Below are 18399 nucleotides of genomic sequence, written 5' to 3' on the forward strand. Positions count from 1 at the left end.
TTTTTTATTCTACGTCATTTCTTTTTTGCAGCCATCGGTGCAGTGTACTTTTAGGAATAGAATATTCTTTAATGACTTCACTTTGGGTCATTTCCCCCGAAATAATTCTTTTCATAATGAAATCTTTGATCTCCTGGGTGTAAATATTCTTTCTGAAATAAGGGATTTTTTCAGATTTATTAGGGTTTTTATGTACAGCAGAAGGAGGCGAATAAAGAATAAGATGAGAACTGTAAAGTCTGAAAAAATCGTATTCGAGGAGTTTACACCATCTCAATAAAATATCGGTGTCTATCGATTTGCTGGTGTAGACATTTTCAATGAATTCTTCATCCTTATTTAAAAAATTACAAATTCTTTCAATGCTGATCTCCTTTTCATCCACCCTTTCTTTAATGAATTTTCCTATGTGTATTTCTTTGTATAACATTTGTTTAAACGATGTTTATAATTAAACAGTTATACATGTTAGGCGATATAGATCAATGATTTTCAGACGGCACAACAACACGTACCTTATTATGAAAATAAAGAAAAATTAGAATTATGATATATTTTAGTCAGTATATTATATAATACAGGATATATGAAATATCCAAAAGAACTTATCCTACAAACAGCATTTCGATCCTATCGGTATCGTAGCGATCATCTTTTTATTTTTATCTTGTAAAACTTCATATTTCCAAACTTTTCCCCATAAGTCTGAATAATATTATTGCCTATTAAAGCTCTCTCATGTATTCTTATATAATTTAGTTGTTAATTTTTCCTTTGTACTGCGTCTATACAGCGATTTATTATTTCCAGTCAAGAATTAATTGATAAAAATTAAGCAACATTTGTTCTTCAAATATAGAAAATACAAATTAATTGTGACGAAAAAATAATTAAAAAATATCGTTAAAATTTAGTTTGCATTTAAAATTATACCATAAACTAACGGTTACGTGAAATATTATAAGGTTGAAATGGCTGTAAAATCGATGGTGCTGCTTCAGTTATAAAGTTGGTAAGATGACTGTTTTCAGGATACGGTTATGACCCCATACCTAAAGATATCATGGTGGCCGATTCCGATTATTATTGAGAAGTATGGATATAAAAGCTAACCGGTATTTTAAGATGTTAGCAATTGTTTATTTCAGTTCTTGATCTTTTATTTTTTTGATGGTTCTTAAAAAATGCTGTCCATTTCTTATTGAAGTCTTCCCTTCTTCCGCTTCAAAATATTAAAATAACTAAAGAATGAATCCAATAAAATCTAGACATGTTCTTAAAAACAAAATAGGCACATCATCAGGACACTGATGTAATTTTAAGACGCTAACCGTATTGTATCCGTTAAAGTCTTTACCTTTGTATTTCATTTTGTCACATGAAACTATTTGAATTTTCACATAAAATAAATTATAAAAACGAATTGTTGGCAGGGCTTACCGTCGCAATGACCATGATCCCCGAATCTCTGTCTTTTGCTATTCTTGCGGGCCTTTCTCCACTCACAGGACTTTATGCCGCCTTTATAATGGGGCTGGTAACCGCAGTTTTCGGGGGACGACCCGGAATGGTTTCCGGGGGGGCAGGAGCCACGATTGTAGTTCTGATCGCTCTAATTAAAACCCACGGAATAGAGTATCTCTTCGCTACTGTTGTGCTCGCCGGGATTTTTCAGATGCTGGTTGGTATTTTCAAACTCGGAAAATTCGTGCGATTAATTCCTCAGCCTGTTATGTATGGTTTTTTAAATGGTCTGGCAGTCATTATTTTTATGGCACAGGTAGAACAGTTTAAGGTTATTGATGCAAGTGGGGCGGCCAGCTGGCTACAGGGGACTTCTTTATATATAATGTCCGGATTGGTGGCGTTAACGATTGCCATTGTTTATTTTTTTCCTAAAATAACGAAAGTTGTTCCGGCTTCTTTAGTCGCTATTTTAATCGTTTTCGGAATCGTTTTCGGTTTTGGAATTAATACAAAAACAGTTGCAGACATTGCTCACATTAGCGGAAGTTTACCAAGTTTTCATATTCCAAGTATTCCTTTTTCAGTGGAAACTTTACAAATTATCTTCCCTTATGCTTTAATTATGGCTGGTGTCGGTTTAATAGAGTCACTATTAACATTATCTATGGTCGATGAAATCACAAATTCAAAAGGAAATGCCAACAAAGAATCTGTCGCTCAGGGCTTAGCTAATATTACTAACGGTTTCTTTGGCGGAATGGGAGGTTGTGCGATGGTAGCCCAAACTTTGGTTAACCTAAATGCAGGTTCAAGAGCCAGACTTTCCGGAATTATCGCATCAATTACCATTTTAATTATCATTTTGGTCGGAGCTCCATTTATCGAAAGAATTCCGATGGCGGCTTTGGTTGGGGTAATGATGATGGTTGCCATCAGTACTTTTCAGTGGGTGTCTATCAGAATTGTCAACAAAATGCCGAAATCCGATATTTTTGTTGGAATCACAGTAGCTTTGATTACTATTGTTCTTCACAATTTAGCGTTGGCAGTTTTGGTTGGAGTTATTATTTCAGCTTTAGTTTTTGCGTGGGATAATGCGAAAAGAATTCGTGCAAGGAAGCACATTGACGAAAATGGTGTTAAACATTACGAAATTCTCGGACCATTATTCTTCGGTTCTGTTACAACATTTACAGATAAATTTGATCCCGAAAATGATCCAAACGAAGTGGTCATCGATTTCAAAGAAAGTCGAATTGTAGATATGAGCGCCATCGATGCATTAGACAAACTATCAAAAAAATACAGTCAGCTCAATAAAAAACTTCATTTAAAACATTTAAGCGAAGACTGCATTAGAATGCTGAAAAATGCCGAAGCTGTAATCGAAGTCAATATCCAGGAAGACCCGACGTATAAAGTAATGCCCGAAAGGTAGGAGCGTTTTAGAGTTTGAAAGTAAGAGTGTTTGGGTTTTTTGAAGACTGATACCTTATAGTCCCGAAGGGACGGTTTAAGACAGAATCGTATGTAATGCGATTTAAAAACAAGGTTATATTTATATTAATCGTCTTAGAAAATCAGCGCAATCCGCAAAATCAGCGAGAGCAAATTCACAATTCACCTCTATAACCCAAACAAGGACTGCAAAATAAAATTTACAGCCCTCGTTTTTTAGGTTATTAGCGTATTGGCAATGAAATCAGGTACCAAAGCATAGTGTGACAACTTCATGCTGATCGAAGCTCTACCGCTCGTCAACGTTCTCAGATCCGAAATATATCCGAAAGTAGAAGCCAAAGGAACTTCCGCCGTGAAGATTTTTCTCCCTGATTTTTCATCAATCGAAGTGATAATTCCTCTTCGTTTGTTGATATCGGCGGTCACAACTCCCGTGTATTCTTCAATACTTTGAATTTCAACCTGCATAATCGGTTCCAATAATTTCGGTTTGCAACTTTTTGCAACCGCTCTGAAACCATCTCTTGCAGCCATTTCAAAATCATAAGCTCCGGAATCTTCAGAGTGAGTCGAGCCATCCAGAAGGGTAACTTTCATACTTTCCAAAGGGTTTCCACTCAAAGCTCCGTTTTCCATCGCTTCTCTGAAACCTTTTTCAACAGATGGAATATATTCACTCGGAACAACTCCTCCTTTGATTTGATTAATGAATTCTAAACCAATTCCAAGATCATTTCTAGGTCCGATTTCAAAAGTAATGTCCGCAAATTGTCCGCTTCCACCATTTTGTTTCACTAGTTTTTCTCTGTGAATTTTGGTTTCCGTTAAAATTTCCTTGTACGAAACTTTAGGTTTTCCCTGATTGATTTCAATTCCGTGATTCAATCGGATCTTTTCTAATGTCACTTCAAGATGCAATTCTCCTAAACCACTCAACAAAGTTTCTCCCGTTTGCCGGTCTCTTTCCACGAATAACGACGGATCTTCTTCCTGAATTTTCGCCAAAACCAATCCGAAAGATTTTTCATCGGCATTCGTTTTCGGTTCAATTGAAACTCTGATAACCGGAGCCGGAATCGTAATAGATTCAAGCAAAACAGATTGTTCGATACTCGATAAAGAATCGCCTGTTTTTGCATCTTTTATTCCCGTTAAAGCAACGATATCTCCCGCTTTTCCTTCTTCAATCGTTAAGGTTTTGTCCGATTGCATCTGCAAAATTCTCGAAATCCTGAAATTTTCACCTGTTCTTACATTCTGAATCGTGTCGCCTGATTTTATCTTTCCGGAATAAATTCTCAACATCGAAAGTTTACCCATATGTTTATCGATTACCACTTTGAAAACCAATCCTGAAAAAGTTTCTTTTTCATTCCTTTCTATTTCGATGGTTTCTTCCGTTTTCGCATCTTTTCCTTTAATAGAAGATAATTGATTCGGAGATGGAAGATAATTAACGATGGCATCAAGCAAAGGTTGAACGCCTTTATTCTTGAAAGCAGAACCACATAAAACAGGAACTAAACTTCTTACCTGACAAGTTCTTTGGATGGCTTTAAAAATCATTTCCTCAGAAATTTCGTTTTCAGAACTCATGAATTTTTCAAAGAAAATTTCATCATATTCTGCTAATGTTTCCATTAATTTTAATCTGAATTCATCAGCTTCAGCTTGATAATTTTCAGGAATTTCCTTCTCGATAATGATTTCTCCGTTTTCGTCAATCCAATACAAAGCTTTTTGTCTGATTAAATCAATAACGCCTTCAAATCGATCTTCAGAACCGATTGGAATTTGCAAAGCCAAAGGAACCGCATTCAATTTAGTTTTAATTTCATTCAAAACAGCAAAGAAATCGGCTCCGATTCTGTCCATTTTATTAATGAAACAAATCTTTGAAATTCCATGTTTCTCAGCTTGGAACCAGACGTTTTCCGTTTGTGGCTGAACTCCAGAAGAAGCGCAGAAAACCGCGACAACGCTGTCCAAAACTCGTAAAGAACGTTCAACTTCTACGGCAAAATCAATATGTCCCGGAGTATCAATAATATTGATATTGAAAATGTTATCATCCTTTTTCCATTGTGTAGAAATCGCGGCAGATGAAATGGTAATTCCTCGGTTTTTCTCCTGAATGTCTTTATCCATCGTGGTATTTCCTTCATCTACGTTTCCGATTTTGTGGATCATTCCGGTGTAATAAAGCAATCTTTCCGTTAAAGTCGTTTTTCCTGCATCGACGTGTGCTATAATCCCTATATTTCGTGTGTTGTATTTCATTTTGTTTAATTTAAATTGTTGATTTTTAAGGTGTATTCTGAATTTTAGACACGGAAATTCCTTGTCCTTACGTTTCGTTTTTGTAAGAAATTGAATTTTATTTTCGTGAAAAATATCAGATAACCTTTTCGAATAATTGAAAAGCTGAAAGTAGGGTAGCAAAAAAGACCTATCTGAACAGATAGGCCTTCGTTATATTTTTTGTTTTATAAAGGTCGATCGTTATTCAGATAAATATTCAGTGCTACCAAAGTACACAGCTCTGATAGGATGGCTTAAAGAAATTATATTTATCATTTTTGTTGACATTGTTGATTGTTAATCGGTTGCGAAATTAGAAAAAATATTTTAACAGCAAAAACTTTTTTTGATTTTTTTGAACCACTCTTAAAAATATTAAAAAATCTTAAAAAATTACAGTTTCTCATTAAAAATTCTATCTTTGAAAAGAATTGGTAAAATTCGGTTTTATAAAAACTAATGATGAAAAACTTGAAATCAATTAAATCTTTTTCAAGAAAAAGCTAAATAAAAATTTTAACTTATAAGGTTTGAAAACAGATATCGACATCCACAATCACTCACATTTTTCTTTTGATTTGTGGCTTACTTTAATAAAATCTCACCCTGAATTTAAAGCAAAAAGAGTTGAGCTTTTTTCCTCGTTTTTTAATGTGGAAAAACCAATTGATGAAGTTGCGAAAACAGTAAAATATTATGACGATTTGTGTAATGCCATTAATGAAGTAACTGGTGGAAATGTAGACACTTTCGAAATTTATTTATTGATTTTAAATTCTCTGAATGTAGATATTAAACAATTGAATAGAGATGTTTTAAACGAGTTTTATCAAAAAAGCGAAGATCTTTTTTTAGAATATAGCCCGGTTGTGATATTTGAAAATATTCATGATTTTTTTGATGAAATTAAAAATCAAGGGAAGACGATAAATATTTTGAGCAATACTGGTTTTATCAAAGGAAAAACAATGCGTAAATTCCTTATTAATGAGAATCTGGATCAGTACATTGATTTTCATATTTACTCTGATGAGATCAATTGCTCAAAACCAAATCCTCAGATATTTCAGGCAGTTAAAAATTTAATTAAAAATCAGGATTTAAGTTTAAATCAAATTTTGCACATCGGCGATAATCTGATTGCAGATTACAAAGGGGCAAAAGACTTTGGTTTTAATGCTCATTTATTAAAACACTAACAATAAAAGATGAATAAAAGATATAGTTTACATCACATTCATTCGGCGGATGAGTTTACATTTTCGCCCGCAGAATATAGTTATTTTAAATACGGAGACAGGTCGTTTGCAGAAAAATTTGCAAAAGAATTGTTTGCCGGTTTTATTGCTTCTCATGAAAAAATTTTGAACACAGATCAGCAGATCGTTGTGTTGCCAAGTCCTTATATGGCGATTCCGACGGCTTCTAATTTCCTGTGCTTTTACTTTAAAAAGCATTTGGATTTTTATTTGTTTCAGAAAGGAAAAAAATCAAGCATTTTATCAAAAATCAATAGAAATCATACCTATACAACAGATTACGGAAATCTAAGCTTTGAAGACCGTAAAAATCTGATTGCCAATGATACTTATTATCTGGATAAGGATTTTCTTAAAGGAAAACTTTGTATTTTTATAGACGATATTAAAATTACGGGAAGTCATGAGTTTACAGTGAATAAAATTTTACATGAATATAATGTAGAAGGCGACTTTTTATTCATGTATTATGCTGAACTGATGAATTTTGAACTCGATCCTAAGATTGAAAATTTTTTCAATTATTATGCGGTGAAAAACGTGGAGCATATTGCTGAAGTTATGATGAAGCCCAGTTTTGAGTTCAATACAAGGATTGTAAAATATATTTTAGGTTTAGATTCAGGTAATTTTGATTATCTTACGTCTAAAGTAAAAAAACAACAGATGAACCATTTATTGGAACTGGCAATCAGTAATAATTACCATCTTATAAAAGAATTTGAAAATAATATAAACACTTTAACGCAAACAGAACTAAATTATGGCTATTAACTTACAGAAAGGACAGAGAGAAAATATAAATGCACCAAAATTTACGGTTGGACTGGGATGGGATACCAACAATACCTCTACCGGTACAGCTTTCGATCTGGATGCATCTCTATTTTTATTGGGAGAAAATAAAAAGTTAATTTCGGATAATCATTTTATTTTTTACAACAATTTGGAGTCTCCGGATAAATCGGTAATTCATACGGGAGATAATCTTACGGGAGAAGGAGCAGGTGACGATGAGCAGATAAAAATTGATTTAACTAAAATTGATGCTGCTGTGAAAGAGATTACCGTTGTGGTGACAATTCACGATGCGGATGCGAGAAGACAAAACTTCGGTCAGGTTAGAAATTCTTTTATCAGAATTTTCAATACAGAGACGAATGAAGAAATATTAAAATATGAATTAGATGAAGATTTCTCTATCGAGACTGCGGTGGAGTTCGGAAGAATTTATAACAGAAACGGAGAGTGGAAATTTGAAGCCGTAGGTGCGGGACAGAGAGAAGGCCTGGACAAATTTGTATCAATCTATCAATAATTTACTATGGACAATCAGGAAAATCAACCTATAGATCCTCTTGGATCAATCGAGCCCCTAAAAACGTTTGAGCCTACACCAATGGCTCCTCCTACTCCCGCAACGCCGAGTATGGCACCGGGACCGGTGATAGACAGAGACGGGAATGTACAGTTAACCCAGCTTCAGACAGAAGAGCGTAAAAAATATGAGGTTCTTGCCGATGCGATCGATGAAACCAATCCGGGATCTATCGTTAACTTCGGAGCAGAGCTTCAGCGAACGTTATCCAATCAGAGTGACAGTTTCTTAGGGAATGTCCGAAGATCTAATTCCGGGGAAGTCGGGGAATTAATCAATAATCTATTGGTAGAACTCAATTATGTAGATGTCGAGGAACTCAATCAAAATAAATTCAAAAGTTTTCTAAGCAAATTACCTTTTATGAAAAGTGTAATGACACAGATTGAGAATTTATTTGCCAAATACGATAAAATTATCAACAATATTGATCAGATTTCTTACAAAGTAAATGCGGGAATTATTACTTCTACAAAAGATAATGCGGTTTTGCAGACCATTTTTGAAAGTAATATCAATGCCATCAAGCAAATTGAGGAACTGGTGATCGTCGGAAACCTGAGAATGGAAAGAGCCGGTGCAGAGCTCACTCACATGGAGGCTAACCCACAGGAATTTCAGGATTATCAGATTGCGGATAAGAGAGATTTTATTGCAAGATTAGACAGAAGACTGGCGGATCTTAAAGTTGTGCGTCTGATCATGATGCAGTCGCTTCCGCAGATCAGGCTTGTTCAGAACAACAACGTTTCGATTGCTGAGAAAGCGCAGACTATTCTAACGACTACTTTACCTCTTTGGAAAAATCAGCTTTCATTGGCGGTTGCCATGTACAGACAACAGCAGAATATTGAAATTCAGCAGAAAGTTTCCAGCACAACGGAAGATATTCTCAGAAAGAATGCAGAAAGACTGGGGCAAAACTCGATCAATGTGGCAAGAGCTAACGAACAGACTATTGTTTCTGTAGAAACATTAAGAGAAACCACTTCAAAGCTGATCAATACTTTAAACGAAGTGAAACAGATCCAGAAACAAGGAGCAGAAGGAAGAAGAAAGCTGGATCAGGATTTGATGACGCTGGAACACGAACTAAAAGCAAACGTAAGAGGATAATAGCATAGGAAAAGGTGAATGATGATGCGGTAAACATAATGTCCCAAAGCAACAGAAGATTAACAAAGCTTAAACTTCTGGCCAATTTTTTTGAAAATGTTGATGTAATTTCGATCTATATTAAAACCGATATTATACACAATCTTTTTCAGGAAAACAAGGGATTGGATTACAGTAAACTCGAACTTTTTCACTTGCAGTATACCGATAGCGTGATCGAACTTCTGACGAAGATAAAAAGACAGAAAGAGAACGATCTATTGGCTATCATTAATGAAATTGATATCAATAACAAGTACATTTCAAGTTTTGAAGATAAACACGATAATAGTTTTGAAACAGACCGCAGGATGTACAGTGGAATTTTTTCGAATCAGCTGAAAAGTCTGTATAAGGATCTCACGGAAGATAAATTCCGTTTAAATTGGGAAAATGTGCTGTATTTCAATAAAAAATATGCCACAGAATTTTACAGAAATGAAGGGGATGAAGAACCGTTGAAATCTGCTGCTTTTCCGGCTTACAAATATCTTGATTATGAAATTGAAAGGAAATTGTTGGGCAGGCTCAACATTCAGGATTTTAGAGTGCGTTTTATTTGCGGATATCTGATTTCTACACATGAATATGAGTTGTTCAGAGTTTTTCAGTCCGATGATCATTTTATTTTTGATGTAGAAGGGAAGAAAATGTATCTGATCGATGCAAAAAAGCTTGAAAAACTGGATACTTCACCTAATGAATCGAATCAGACCTCGATTGTAGATCAGCTGAAAAGTAAAAATGAGCAGTTGGAAGAAAATATCAATCAGAGAAAAAGAATATTGCCGGCGGAGGTAAGTTCTGTTTTGAAAGATTATCTTCAGAATCTTGAAAATATTGATATCATGAGTACAATTTTTGACATCAATGAAGAAACAAATATCCTTCGTGCGATGCTGAATTTAAATTTAAATAACAATTAAAAGCAAAGAATGGTGAAAACCGTAATATGAGAAAACAAAAATTCTCTTTCTTTGCTGAAAAGTAATAATTAAACATAAAAAGATGGCTATTAATTTACAAAAAGGTCAAAGAATTAACCTGACGAAGGAAAATGGGGCAACACTTACCCAGGCTTGTGTAGGAATCAACTGGGGAGCAATTGAAAAAAAAGGATTTTTCGGCGGAATCACGAGGGAAGCTGTAGATCTGGATGCAAGCTGTATTTTATATGATGCCAACAGAAACGCTACAGAAGTCATTTATTTCGGAAATCTGAAATCTAAAAACGGAGCTGTAAAGCATAGTGGTGATGATTTAACAGGTGACGTGAATGGGAATGACGGTCTTGACAATGAAGTAATTACTGTAGATTTCAGTAATTTAGATTCAAATGTTGAGCACGTAGCTTTGGTTTTGAACAGCTATAAAGGTCAGGATTTTGGAACAATTCCTTTCGCTTCAATCAGAATTTATGAAGGAACACCAACGAATGTAAGAGAGGTTTTCGCTAAATATGATATTGCTAATGATGCTTCTTTCAGAGGACATGTAGCAATGGTAATGGGTGTTTTCTACAAAAGAAATAATGAATGGAAATTCAACGCGGTAGGAGACCCTACAGCAGACAGAAAATTGCAGGAAACCATAGAAACGGTGAAGCAAAAATATTTGTAAAATTGGTATTCAATAAGAACAGGCTTCAGCCCGTTTAATGAAAAGGTAAGTTTCTAATTCGGCTTTAGCCAAAACTTATTTTAAAATATTGAATTTTAAGACAATAAATTTAAATGGCAATACTTGTACTCGTACAACTATTGCTTTTATCATATAAAAAAGCACATTAAAAAGTGGACAAACATCAAAGTATTATAGATCTTCATCCAGGGTTGGTGTGGGGATTTGCGGTAACGGTTGTTATCATGTTACTCCTTGACTTAGGAGTTTTTAACAAAAAAAGTCATGAGGTTTCTTCCAAAGAAGCCACCATCTGGTCAATTGTCTGGATTTCTTTGTCTATGGTATTTTCCGGAGTCGTTTATTGGGTTTTCAATACCGACGGAACACCGGAAAGTCACAATTTGGCAATTGATAAATTTACGCAATATCAGGCCGCTTATTGGGTTGAAAAGGCACTTTCAGTGGATAACCTCTTTGTATTTATCTTAGTTTTCGGATTCTTTAAAGTGCCGAAATATCTTCACCATAAGGTGCTTTTCTGGGGAATTATCGGAGCATTGATTTTCAGAGCAATCTTCATTTTTGCCGGAGTTGGATTAATTAATTTGACTTATTTACCTACAATGAATATTTTCGGACAGGCCGTTGATATTAATATTGTTATGGTTCTTTTCGGTTTATTCCTTGTCTATGCCGGGATCAAATCCTGGGGAGACGGTGGCGATGATGAAGATGAAGATTACAGCAATACTGCCGGCGCTAAACTGATTAAAAGATTCTGGAAAGTTTCTGATAATTATGTTGGAGACAAATTTTTCACCGTTCAGAATGGTATCAAAATGGCGACTCCGCTTTTGGTGGTTGTGGCGGTTATTGAGTTTACAGACGTATTGTTCGCGGTAGATTCTATTCCGGCGATCTTCGCTATTTCGGATGACCCTTTCATTCTTTACACCTCGAATATCTTTGCCATTTTAGGCTTAAGATCCCTGTATTTTCTTTTGGCGAACTTTATTCACATGTTCAGCAAATTGCCTTACGGATTGGCCATTATCCTGTCATTCATCGGAGTTAAAATGCTGATTGCACCATGGATTCACATTTCATCACCAGTTTCTTTAGGAATTGTAGGTGGAGTATTGGTAATCTCGGTAATCTTGTCAATCATTTTCCCTGATAAAGAGGATAAAGAGGAGAAAGAGAAAATAGAAGAATAATTTTAATTCATCTCTATGATATAAAGGCTTTACCTGGGTGTAGAGCCTTTTTTATTGATGAATATATCTGAAAAATTCATTTGCGAAGTAAAACTTACTATTCACGATTCACTTTAAAATCCTATTTATATTTCAACAGCTTATTGATCTTTTGCCTAGTTTGCAACGAAACCTTATACGCTTCATCTCTCAATTTTTGGATCTTTCCAACAGGCTGAAAATAATATTTACTTTCAAAAGGATTAAAAGACAACAATTCGTTTTCGCAAGCCGTTGGATTTTGTAAAGCACCTTTTTCTATTTTTACTTCTCCAATTTTGATGAAAGGCGAATTTTTCCATTCAACATTTAATCTGTTAATAGGTTGATGCTTCAGATCGTAACAAATTTGAATTAAAACATCGGCGTAAAAATCATTTTCATTAAAATAACGATTCAAAGCATCTTTTGGTCTCTTTTTTTTATCGAAATTTTTATCAACAGATTTAGGCTGAAGTTTTATTTTCATCATATTTTCTCCCAAACGGTAAGCCCCAACCGAATGATAATCGAATGATAAAATAAAATCATTTCTTTTAGCAAAAAGCTTAAAACCATTTTTTAAGAACGAACCTGTAAAAGTGGAAGGTATAACTTTTAAAATCTGAAGCATCAACGAAAAAGAACTCCATTTTTTAATGTAAAACCGATTGACAGAAGTGAATAATTTCAAAAAAGTACTCACGGAATTAATCGGGAACAAAGGAAAGTTCACCAAAGGATAATTGGCTAGCAGATCTCCATTTTCATCTTTTATCTTCACCGAAAATCCATAAGCAGGAACATCTTTTTTGCTATCATTAATTTTCAATTGAGCATTCGAAAAACGAATCATCAGTTCATATCTTTCCTTATCAAAAAAAGGCTGAAGTTCTTCAGGTACATTTTTATCAATGATGAATTCTCCTTTTGCTACGGCATAGGTCTTTGCATGGGCATTTCGGGTGGCGTAATTTACATCGCTTATGGTTGATGACTGTTCAACAAAGTCGGCGATACTTTTTTTATTGATCTCAAGCAGTTCCTTTTCTTCGTCGGTTAGCTTGTCGTATTTCTTATTATATTTTAATGGACTTGGCATTTAGTTTTTAAATTCAATTATAACGCCAAGTTTCGAGAAAGGTGTTAACGCAGTATTAAAGATATTTGAAATAATTTATAAGCTTAAAATGAGAAAATAGAAATTTTTGTTATTTTATTTAAAATCAACTATTTATGGGTTTTGAAATCTTTAAATAAATTAAATTTTTTAATCTTTAAATCAACAATAACTATCTTTGCAAAAATATTTAATTATGGGAGTAGCAGATATGTTATTTAAACGTAAAAAAGAATTGGCAGAGAAAAACCTGAAAGATGGTCAGGAATATATGGCAGAATACGGAAAAAGAGAAACGGTGATTGAATTACCAAGCGGATTGCAGTATGAGATCATCACGGAAGGTGATGGCGCAAAACCGGGACCGAAATCTACCGTAAAATGCCATTATCACGGAACTACAATCACTGGAAAAGTGTTCGATAGCTCTGTAAAAAGAGGGACTCCGGCTTCATTTCCTTTGAATAAAGTAATTAAAGGATGGACAGAAGCACTTCAGTTGATGCCTGTTGGAAGCAAGTGGAGATTAATTCTTCCTGCGCATCTGGCATATGGAGATCAGCAGATCAGCAAAGAAATTGGGCCAAACAGTACCCTTATTTTCGAAGTGGAATTATTGGATATCAAATAATCTATCCTTAAAAATAGCTTAAAAATCTACCTGAAATTCGGGTAGATTTTTTTATTTGTGTTATCTTAGTATTTATAATCAATGCAGATTTATTTCCGATTTTAGGGCTTTGCACAAATAAAAATACAACCAAATGAAAAGTTTATTCTATCTCCTGGCTGCTTTTAGTATGCTTACGTCCTGTGTCTCCAGAAAAAACCAGGTGATCAAACAAAATATTCTTACCCTGAAGGACAGCTATTGTAAAGCACCTTTTCAATATAATTATACTAATAAAGTTCCTTCTTATAATTCAGATTCTATTATTGCTGCGAATAAAGAACTGAAACCGATGTTTTCAGATCAAAGTATTTTAATTTTAAATGCTTTGGATAATTTGGATGAAGTTCATGATATTATCGAGCTTAAAAAAAATACGTCTTTAGATGCTCAGGTTAAAGTTTTACAGTTAAAAGGAAAGATTAATAGTAAAATTACCATTGCTTTAACAGAATTAGATGCTGTTGCCGCCGAATTTGACTGTGAAGGTGAAAGAGTAGCGCAAATCGGAAGTTATGTTGATAATCTGAACGATTCCAGAAATAATAAGCTTATTTTATATTCAATTATAACAGGGGCCGCCGCTTCGATTGCCGGAGGTATTGTAAAAGATAACGGCTGGAGCAATGCGATTGATATTGGCGGGGGTATTTTAGGAGCCGGATTTGGTTTGGCGACATTAAATCCTAAAGGTCAAAAAGTTGAATTTATTCATCAGAGAAATCTGTTAAGAGATATTTGGACGGAGAAATTAAAGGCCGCTAATTTTCCTCCGTTTGTCTGGTATATGTATACAGAGAAAAAGTTTTCAAACAAAGAAAAGCATTCAATTATTGGTAGCATGAAAGAAAGATGGCTGCATTATCAGTTTGAAGATAATAAAACGGATGCAGACCAATCGGTAATTTTCAGTGATGGTGGCTTTTACAGAGCAAATGATCTTCATAACAGAGAAGCAATGTTGAATCAAATGCAATCGGCGACGAGAACTATTAATCAGAATATCAATTATTTATTATTGGATTTGGATAGATTAATATTGTAAAATAAAAATTAAATGTAATAAAATTTGTTACATTTAATTTTTTGCTTACCTTTGTAGGGTAATTACGATGAACAATACAAGATTTGCTACGGCAATACATATTATGATTTTACTGGCGAAAAACCCTCAGGAATGGTTAACTTCTGAGTGGATGGCGGGTAGCATCAATATCAACGCGGTTGTTGTACGTAAAGAGATCAGTGTTTTGAGAGAAGCGGGGCTCATAATAAGCCGACAGGGAAAAGAAGGGGGAAGTCAGCTTTCTAGAAACGCAGAATCTATTACAATTTCTGAAATTTATTCAGCGGTAAAAAATACGGAACTTTTAGGAAAGAAAAATCAAAATCCTAATCCGGTTTGTAGCGTGGGAAGAGAGATTAACAATCATCTGGATCATTTATTTACAGAAACTGATCGATTGGTTTTAAATTTTTTAGGAGATAAATCGCTTCAGCAATTTAGTGATCAATTTGAATGAAAATTTTTTTAACCATAAGTGTAATAAAATTTATTACAATTTAATTTAAAAATAAAATATTATGAAAAAAGTAGCAGTAATTGGTGCGACAGGATTTGTGGGAACACAAGTGGTAAACGAATTGGTAAACAGAGGATATGAAGTAGAAGCGATTGTAAGAGATGCTTCAAAGGTTCAGCAAAACGAAAAAGTAACCGCTAAAAGTGTTGATGTAAACAATGTAAACGAATTGGCAGATGCTTTGAAAGGAAATGATGCGGTAATCAGTTCTTTTAACGCAGGTTGGACAAACCCAAATTTATACGATGACTTTTTAAACGGTTCCATAAACATTGAAAAGGCCGTTGAAGAATCAGGCGTGAAGAGGTTTATTACCGTTGGGGGTGCCGGAAGTCTTTTTATAGACGGTAATCAGTTGGTAGACGGACCGGATTTTCCTGCAGAAATTAAACCTGGAGCTACGGCTGCAAGAGATTATTTAAATAAAATTAAAGAGAATACCGTGTTGGACTGGACATTCTTCAGTCCTGCTATCGAAATGCATCAGGGGACGGCAGGAATCAGAACAGGAAAATACAGAACAGCTTTGGAGAATCCTGTTTTCAATGAAGAGGGGAGAAGTGTACTTTCTGTAGAAGATGTAGCAGTGGCATTGGTGGATGAGTTAGAGCAAAATAACCATATCCGTGAACGTTTTACAGCTGCTTATTAATTTTAATTAAATAATTAATTGATGTTTAAAAAGAAATTTTTAACAATTATCGCTATTCTGAGTGTAAGTTTTGCTTGGGCAGGGAATTTAAAGATAAAAGTTTTCAATCCGGGTTCTAAAGCTATTTTCCCGATTACTTCCACGATTATTTATGGAGATAAAGAGGCGATGTTGGTAGATGCTCAGTTTGAAAAACAATATGTAGAAGCGCTGGTAAAGGAGATAAAAGCAACCGGGAAAAATTTGAAAACCGTTTTTATTTCTCACAGCGATCCTGATTTTTATTTTGGATTGGATGTGATTAAAAAAGCTTTTCCCAATGTGAAAATTATTTCGACTGCGCAAACGGCATATTTAATTTCAGCTTCTAAAGATGGAAAATTAGCAGTTTGGGAACCAAAATTGAAAAGTGATGCTCCTTCTGAATTAATTGTTCCGGAAGCAGTCAATACAATTCCTGATTTGGAAGGTAACAAAATTGAGATCAAACAAAATATTGATGATCCGGCTCATAGTTTTCTGTGGATTCCTTCCATAAAAACAATCGTCGGCGGTATTTCGGTAACGGTGGAATCTCATATCTGGATGGCTGATACTCAAAATAAAGCTGCAATCGATCAATGGATTAGCCAGATTGATGCAATGAAAGCTTTGAATCCGAAGCAGGTAGTGCCTTCTCATTACGCCAAGCTGGATCTTTCACCCAATTCTTTAGATTTTGTTAAAAATTATCTTGAAAACTATAAAAAAGCAGTCACTGAAAATAAAACTTCAGAGGCAATTATAAACTACATGGTTACTCACTATCCTAATCTTCCAGGAAAAGAGGAGTTGGAAATGGGCGTGAAAGTATTTCTTGGAGAGATGAACTGGGATTTGAAATCTCCTTATCCTGCCATCGGTAGAAAGGTGCTGGTTGATTTTGGTGATACAAAATTTGTTGAGGAATATAATGATAACAAAACAATGACTTTCGTTAAAACGGAAGGTAAATCAAAAGGAGATACAGACGCTGTGCAGTATTCTGTAGTTGAGGTGGCAAAAAATGTCTTTCTGGTTTATTGGCATGAGCCTAAAAACGGATACAATATAACGCACATCGAAGATTACAATAAAAATATTGTGTACTCTAATTTTACCGCAAAAGATGGAAGTCTGGTTCACCTTGAAGGCAGGTTAAGCTTTGTACGGTAATCGATCTTTATGATTAATGAAAAATAAAAAACGGCAGCCATTTTTAGGCTGCCGTTTTATTTTGTTTATTATAACAGAATGACAGGTAGGATGAAACTGTTAAACATGTCATTTTACCTGTTTGAGAATGATCATTTTATACAGGCTTTTGCTTTTTCTGCGGCTAAGGCGGAGTGTAAAGACTAATCTCCTGTCAGAGACCTACGCGGTAGGATCCGGTGTGAAAACTCTTTGTGCCAATTCCTGATCAAAAAGATATAAAGCTGAAGGGTTATCGCTTACCATTTTTATTTTAGTTACATACTGTGATGCGCTTGCCTCTTCCTCTACCTGCTCGTTAATGAACCACTGTAAAAAAGATGTCGTTGCGAAATCACCTTCTTCATTCGCATTCTTTACGATGTTGAAAATACTTTTGGTGACTTTTTTCTCATGCTCCAAAGCCTTTTCAAAAATGTCGATTGCACCTAAAAACTCATGGGGTGGTTTTGCAATTTCCCCGATGATAATCTCACCTCCCACATCATTCAGATAATCGAACATCTTATCAGCATGCATCAGCTCTTCTTTGCTCTGTACTCTGAAGTAGTTGGCAATTCCGTCAAGATCTTTTGCCGAAAACCATGCAGACATAGAAAGATAATATTGAGCAGCATATTGTTCGTGAGCGATTTGTTCGTTAATTAATTTTGCAATTTTCTCGCTAATCATAAGTAATAAATTTACAGTCAAAATTAGGGAATAAAAGCCCGAAATCAAAAGATTTCATGAAAATTAATACAAAAAGGGCAGAAAATCATCTGCCCTTTCAACATTAAAAAATCAAAAATATAAGCTATTAATTCGCTTGTGGAGCTGCCGTCTCCATGTGCTTCTTCATCATTTTTCCGCCCTTCATTCCTTTGTCTTTCATCGCCATCTTTCTTGCTTCCATCTTCGCTTTTCTGTCTGCCTGCCATTTATCATACTGCGTTGGCGTTAAGATCTTCTTCATATCAGCATCCATCTGCGCTCTTTTCGCTTTCATTTCTTCCATTTTTGCCTGTCTTGCTTCTTTATTTTTAGCAAAATCAGCTTTCATATCAGCTTTTCTCTGTTCGTGAAGAGCTTTGATCTGTGCTACCTGAGATTGATTTAAGTTTAAATCTTTCTGCATCTGAGCCAAATGCTCCTGCTCTTTTTGTTGTCTTTTTTGTTGAAATTCCGCTCTTTTGGCGTCTTTATCCTGTGGAGTTGTAGTTTGTGCCATTGCAAAACTTCCCATTCCAATAAATGCTATTGCTAAAATTAACTTTTTCATC

General features: G+C 34.8%; 18 protein-coding genes. 13 read left to right on the forward strand and 5 right to left on the reverse strand.

The window, feature by feature from the left end:
• Positions 1 to 4: 4 nt before the first annotated feature.
• A complete protein-coding gene (locus VUJ46_RS19515; RefSeq protein WP_326982347.1) occupies positions 5 to 430 on the reverse strand; it encodes a helix-turn-helix domain-containing protein in 426 nt (141 codons plus the stop codon).
• A gap of 948 nt (positions 431 to 1378) precedes the next feature.
• Between VUJ46_RS19515 and VUJ46_RS19520 the strand changes: the two genes are divergently transcribed.
• On the forward strand, positions 1379 to 2905 hold the full coding sequence (locus VUJ46_RS19520) for a SulP family inorganic anion transporter (protein ID WP_326982348.1): 1527 nt from the start codon (positions 1379 to 1381) through the stop codon (positions 2903 to 2905).
• Between the two features lie 236 nt (positions 2906 to 3141).
• Here VUJ46_RS19520 and fusA read toward each other — a convergent pair whose 3' ends face one another.
• Positions 3142 to 5208: an elongation factor G gene (gene fusA / locus VUJ46_RS19525; protein ID WP_326982349.1), complete on the reverse strand. Its 2067-nt coding sequence runs from the start codon at positions 5206 to 5208 to the stop codon at positions 3142 to 3144.
• A 551-nt stretch (positions 5209 to 5759) separates the two neighbouring features.
• On the opposite strand from fusA, the gene VUJ46_RS19530 reads away from it, so the two are divergent.
• The 7 genes from VUJ46_RS19530 to VUJ46_RS19560 all read left to right on the forward strand — a co-directional run bounded on the left by VUJ46_RS19530 (position 5760) and on the right by VUJ46_RS19560 (position 11861).
• Positions 5760 to 6428 (forward strand): HAD family hydrolase, encoded by a 669-nt coding sequence (locus VUJ46_RS19530; RefSeq protein ID WP_326982350.1) that lies wholly within the window; start codon positions 5760 to 5762, stop codon positions 6426 to 6428.
• Positions 6429 to 6437: 9 nt separating this feature from the next.
• Positions 6438 to 7262, forward strand: a complete 825-nt coding sequence (locus VUJ46_RS19535) for a phosphoribosyltransferase family protein (RefSeq protein WP_326982351.1) — start codon at positions 6438 to 6440, stop codon at positions 7260 to 7262.
• Complete coding sequence (locus tag VUJ46_RS19540; RefSeq protein WP_326982352.1) at positions 7252 to 7806, forward strand: TerD family protein; 555 nt, start codon at positions 7252 to 7254, stop codon at positions 7804 to 7806. The genes VUJ46_RS19535 and VUJ46_RS19540 overlap by 11 nt, the downstream gene beginning before the upstream one ends.
• Positions 7807 to 7812: 6 nt before the next feature.
• The gene (locus tag VUJ46_RS19545) at positions 7813 to 8982 is read left to right on the forward strand and encodes a toxic anion resistance protein (RefSeq protein WP_326982353.1); all 1170 of its coding nucleotides are present in this window, start codon (positions 7813 to 7815) and stop codon (positions 8980 to 8982) included.
• Positions 8983 to 9020: 38 nt separating this feature from the next.
• A complete protein-coding gene (locus VUJ46_RS19550) occupies positions 9021 to 9947 on the forward strand; it encodes a hypothetical protein (RefSeq protein ID WP_326982354.1) in 927 nt (308 codons plus the stop codon).
• Between the two features lie 82 nt (positions 9948 to 10029).
• A complete protein-coding gene (locus VUJ46_RS19555; protein WP_326982355.1) occupies positions 10030 to 10641 on the forward strand; it encodes a TerD family protein in 612 nt (203 codons plus the stop codon).
• 173 nt (positions 10642 to 10814) lie between these two features.
• Entirely contained in the window at positions 10815 to 11861 is a 1047-nt protein-coding gene (locus VUJ46_RS19560; RefSeq protein ID WP_326982356.1) for a TerC/Alx family metal homeostasis membrane protein, read from the forward strand.
• A gap of 121 nt (positions 11862 to 11982) precedes the next feature.
• On the opposite strand, the gene VUJ46_RS19565 is transcribed toward VUJ46_RS19560, so the two are convergent.
• Positions 11983 to 12981 (reverse strand): catalase, encoded by a 999-nt coding sequence (locus VUJ46_RS19565; RefSeq protein ID WP_326982357.1) that lies wholly within the window; start codon positions 12979 to 12981, stop codon positions 11983 to 11985.
• Between the two features lie 214 nt (positions 12982 to 13195).
• Here VUJ46_RS19565 and VUJ46_RS19570 point away from each other — a divergent pair, with 214 nt between their 5' ends.
• The 5 genes from VUJ46_RS19570 (at position 13196) to VUJ46_RS19590 (ending at position 17098) form a co-directional block, all read left to right on the forward strand.
• A complete protein-coding gene (locus VUJ46_RS19570; RefSeq protein WP_326982358.1) occupies positions 13196 to 13630 on the forward strand; it encodes an FKBP-type peptidyl-prolyl cis-trans isomerase in 435 nt (144 codons plus the stop codon).
• A 133-nt stretch (positions 13631 to 13763) separates the two neighbouring features.
• The gene (locus VUJ46_RS19575) at positions 13764 to 14714 is read left to right on the forward strand and encodes a hypothetical protein (RefSeq protein WP_326982359.1); all 951 of its coding nucleotides are present in this window, start codon (positions 13764 to 13766) and stop codon (positions 14712 to 14714) included.
• A 67-nt stretch (positions 14715 to 14781) separates the two neighbouring features.
• Positions 14782 to 15192: an Rrf2 family transcriptional regulator gene (locus tag VUJ46_RS19580; protein WP_326982360.1), complete on the forward strand. Its 411-nt coding sequence runs from the start codon at positions 14782 to 14784 to the stop codon at positions 15190 to 15192.
• A gap of 61 nt (positions 15193 to 15253) precedes the next feature.
• Positions 15254 to 15904, forward strand: coding sequence for an NAD(P)-dependent oxidoreductase (locus VUJ46_RS19585; protein ID WP_326982361.1), 651 nt, complete (start codon positions 15254 to 15256; stop codon positions 15902 to 15904).
• 21 nt (positions 15905 to 15925) lie between these two features.
• Complete coding sequence (locus VUJ46_RS19590) at positions 15926 to 17098, forward strand: MBL fold metallo-hydrolase (RefSeq protein WP_326982362.1); 1173 nt, start codon at positions 15926 to 15928, stop codon at positions 17096 to 17098.
• 201 nt (positions 17099 to 17299) lie between these two features.
• Here VUJ46_RS19590 and VUJ46_RS19595 read toward each other — a convergent pair whose 3' ends face one another.
• Together VUJ46_RS19595 and VUJ46_RS19600 are read right to left on the reverse strand one after the other, a co-directional pair.
• Positions 17300 to 17809, reverse strand: coding sequence for a ferritin (locus tag VUJ46_RS19595; RefSeq protein WP_326982363.1), 510 nt, complete (start codon positions 17807 to 17809; stop codon positions 17300 to 17302).
• 127 nt (positions 17810 to 17936) lie between these two features.
• Positions 17937 to 18398 (reverse strand): hypothetical protein, encoded by a 462-nt coding sequence (locus VUJ46_RS19600; RefSeq protein WP_326982364.1) that lies wholly within the window; start codon positions 18396 to 18398, stop codon positions 17937 to 17939.
• Position 18399: the final 1 nt, after the last annotated feature.

Source organism: Chryseobacterium sp. MYb264 (assembly GCF_035974275.1).
GTDB lineage: Bacteria > Bacteroidota > Bacteroidia > Flavobacteriales > Weeksellaceae > Chryseobacterium.